This is a genomic window from Kordia sp. E, from assembly GCF_056033805.1.
In genome coordinates, this window is the sequence record NZ_JBRASR010000009.1 from 1 (window position 1) to 4,666 (window position 4,666).

A 4,666-nucleotide genomic window follows, 5' to 3' on the forward strand; every position below is an offset into this window, starting at 1 on the left:
AATCTGTAATCACCAGTGGCAATACAGGAATTGGTGTAACTGTTAATAATAATGGTGTAACAGTAAAACATCCTGTCACAGTATTGGTTGCCAAGACATAGATTGTTTGACTATCCATCATAATGTTGGTATATGGAGAGGCAAGCGGGAATAGATTCATCTGTGCATTTTCTAGTGTCTCATGGAAACTATAATCTACATCAGGCTCATTGTTGATAATATCATTTACCAAATCATTTAAATCAAAGAGTTGGAATCCATCATTGTCCTCATCACAGATGTCAGCTGTAAGCATCCCATTTGGATCAAGGGTTGGACTCGGAAGTGGATTGACTCTAATATCAAAGGTGATGGTGTTTTCACATCCTGTGGTATCATTGGTGGCTCTTACAAAGATGGTTTGTACACCAATCTCAGTATTGCTATACATCGTTGGATCCGCTATAGGAGTATCACTAGCTAGATCCGCTGCATTAGCATAGTAGTTAAGACTAACCCCTGGCGCGCTGTTAAGTAAGTCCTCAGCAAGAGACGTTAGATCAAATACTTCAATCCCATCATTAAGGCTAACGGCATCACATGCTTCTAAACCTGTGAGTTGCACAAGCGTTGGCAATTCATTGACAACAAGCGTTAGATTGGTCACTGTAAAACAACCTGTGGCTAAATCCTCCACACGTACCCAAATCACTTGTGGACTTGGTGGTATGTTACTATAGGCGTTTGCATTGTTGATCTGACCTACACCAGTTCCTAAAACAGCATTGACCTGTGTATTATAATAAGAAATATCATGAGTTAATGGATCTTCTCCATTTAGAATGTCTGGTTCACTTTGAGTAAGATCAAACTGTGCAATCCCATCAGTATCGGTATCACATTCAGCAAGAATTGTTGCATCCATCGCAGCGATCTCAGGTGAATCATGAACAATAAGATCAAGCGATACTACATTGAAACATCCCGTAAGGACATTCTCCACACGGACATAAATTGTTTGAGTATAGGCATTGATATTGGTATAGTTATCCGCTAAAACATTCACATTGTTATCAGCATCTTCTGGTGTTTCGTGATAAGTTACTGTTACTTGTCCTGGAATTACACCACCTGTAATTTGACTCTCGGTGCTTCTGATATCAAAAATACCAAAACCATCATTGTCTGTATCACAGTATTCTAATGGTGTTGCAGGGAAAACTCCAGGAGTATCATTAATGTTAACCGTAAGTTGTGTTACTATATGACAGCCTGTATTGATATCTTCTACACGTACAAATACAGTATACATCGTTGGCGTTGCCGTGTTATCATACGCAGCAGCATTGATCGCAGCCATATCTGTATCTGCATCAGCTTGTGTTAAGTGATAAGATACATTTAAATCTGGATTCATTGCCGTGATCTCATCGTTTTTAACCGTTAAATCTACTAAAGCAATACCATCGGCAGTTTCATCATCGCAGGCTTCTAAATCTGTAGGAACAACGAAAAGTGGAAGTGGATCTAATTGCAATTCGAAACTTCCTACTTGGAAACATCCTAAAGCATTTACAGCTCTAACCCAAACCATTTGTTCATCAAGTCCATTGATATTCGTAATCGCCGCTAAACCTCCATTAGCATCAGGTTGGTTTATGTGATAGGTAACGGTAAGACCTACTTGTCCATTTTCTATGACGGTTGTATGTGTTGTTAAATCAAATATTTCCATCATATCACCTGTATTGTTAAAATCACAAACAATCAATGGCGGAATGTTATCTAAATTCGGAAGTGGATCTACAATTAAGATGAATTCAATCACATCAAAACATCCAGTAATATCATCCGTTACTCTTGCATACACAGTTTCTAAAAGAGGTGTTACCGTTGTGTATAACCCCATGATTTCTGTACCAGCAACTCCTGCCTGTGCAGCAGCATCAGTTGTGTAATAGGTTACAGAAGCAGTTCCTATCAAAGCACCTAAAATCTCAGGATCTTTTGTAGATAGATCAAATGTTCCTAATCCATCAGTATCATTTCCATTTGTACCTTCACATACACTAAAGTTTGTCGGTACAGTTGCTACGATTTCAGGATTTACTTGTAAACCTATAGAAGATGTGTTAAAACATCCTGTAACTGTATTTTCGATACGAATGAAGATTGTTTGGCTATCACTTACATATATTGACGGAAGCGGTGTTCCGCCACCTGCAATTGCATCTGCTAGTGTTAGGTAATAACTAATTATTATTGGATCTGTAGAAGTTTGTGCTGCAATTATTTGAGCATCAGAATTTGTTAGTGTAAATTCAAAAAAGCCATCAGCATCATCATCACAGACTTCTAACGTTGCTAGAGGAACTGAAATTGGCAATAAATTCACTTGTACTTCAAAACTAGTTGTCGTATAACATAAATTTGTTGGGTCTGTACTATTAACTCTAACAAATATTGTTTCTAATAAATCTGTATTTACATAAGTCGTTGGTAAAGCTGCTGTATTTCCTTGTGCATCTGGCAATGTTGGATGATAAGAAACAGTTACATCAGCGGCATTTTGAGTTCCAATAATTATTGGAGTTTGCGTTGTAAAATCGAATGTTTCTGTTCCATTGTTTGAAGTATCATCACAGACAACCATGTTTGCTGGCTGAATTGCTATTGGTTGCGTATTTACTCGTATGTCAAACTGCGAAATATCATTACAACTCGTATTGTTATTATTTTCAATTCGAACATAAATTGTTTCTTGACTTAACATGTTTTGATAAGCTATTGGCAATGGATTTACATTATTGGTTGCATCATTTATACTACCATGATAAGTTATCGTAAATGTAGTAGCATCTTGCGTTCCTAATACTTGTATATCATAATCTGTTAGTGTGAAATTTTCAATTCCATCATTGGTATCATCATCACATACAATAACATTTGCCACTATATTTGCCACAGGTTGCGTATATACTTCTAATTCAAAATTAGTTGTATCAAAACACATTCCTGATAAATCTTCTATTCTAACAAATATTGTTTCAAAACTTGAACCATTAGTATATAAAGTTGGTAACGGACTTATATTCATTTCTGCATCTTCTAATGTAGCGTGATAACTAACATTAAAATCTGCGCTATTCTGCGTTAATAAGACATCATTATCAACTAGAGATAAGTCGAATTCAACATTATCAATTCCCGCAGGTGAGCATACTAATAAATCATTTGGCTCATTTGCTACTGGAAGCGGAGCAAATTCAATTGTGATACTATCACTTGTACTACAGTTTGCAGAAATTATTACATCTACAGAATATATACCTGACGTACTTATATCTAATGTAGGGTTTGTTTGTCCTGTAAGTTCAACTCCATCCTTAAACCAAGTATATGTAGCTCCTGGAACAGGAAATGTAGCATCTAATGTTATTGCATCACCTTCACAAACAGGATTTCCTGATGTAATTAATCTATCATTCCCTAAATCAAAGGAACCAATATCAAAGCTTCCTCCTTCAAGGAATACGGCAGAATCAAATTGAGTATCAAAATAGTCAGAAATTACTAATTTTATTGTATAAATCTCACCAGGAACTACATCTGCTTGCGCTGTAAGTGGTATCGTTTGCCCATCAAATGCTGTAGAACCATTATTACTACCAACTAAATCATAAAATTCGGGAAAAGCAAATTGTCCTAATCCAGGTCCACATGTAAAATTATGAATGTTTGTAATACTTGCAGGAATATTAGAATTAGGAAGTAAGGCTATGTTTCTTCCTCCTAAATCCAAGTCTAATTCGGGAGTTCCTGGATTAGCATCATGATCATATAAGTTTGAATTAGGAATTCCTGGTCCACTTAATATAAAAGCAAAAGTATCTGCAAAAGAGCATGGATACGATGCTGTTGTTGTATATTCTTCTGAGGCTAAAATATATCTAAAACTAATTTGATTGGATAATGGTATGAATTGAAATTCAATTGCCGTAGCATTAAATACATCATCATTATCTCCTGTTAATACACGTAAGTCAGGATCTCCTGTCCAATTAGTTCCTCCAAAGCTAAGAGTGGCTCCATTATTTGCTATAGCAGTTACGCTTGAACTACTTAATATAATACCTTCTGGAAAAGGGAAGTCAGCAGCTCCCGTATCAAAAAAACCATAGCTTTCAAAATTTAAATTAGCTCCATTTTGTTCACCAGGTAAATTATCCATTCCACTATGATTCGTTACCCTGATATTTTCGGGTTCATTTCCACAAACATTTCGAAATAAAACATTTCTAACTAAAAATTCTGGCGTAAGAGTATCATCAACAGTAATTGTTTGTGCATATACTTGTTGCCCGATTAATAGAAGGAGAATAGAGAGAATTTTTGCCTTCATAGCTATAATTTAGGTTGGTTCAGGTTATTTTTTTCATGCTAGTATTCAAATATATTAATAAGAAGAATAATTAATTATTTTTTTAACACAAAATATCTCACTAATATAATCTAAACTATATATTTATAAAAAAACCGAAGGTAGTATTCCTTCGGTTTTTTTTTATTTCAGTGTAAATTATCTCTTAAGTGTAAAATGATTGATAAATTCTTTTGGAGTTCCATCAAATGGATCTACATATTCGACTCTAAACCAATAATCAGCTGATGGCATAATGTTTCCATT

General features: G+C 35.3%; 1 protein-coding gene. It reads right to left on the reverse strand.

Translation table 11 applies throughout. From position 1 onward, the window contains the following. The coding region (locus ACUUYC_RS25285) for a choice-of-anchor L domain-containing protein (RefSeq protein ID WP_474270602.1) at positions 1–4,381 on the reverse strand (4,381 nt) is incomplete at its 3' end. Positions 4,382–4,666: the final 285 nt, after the last annotated feature.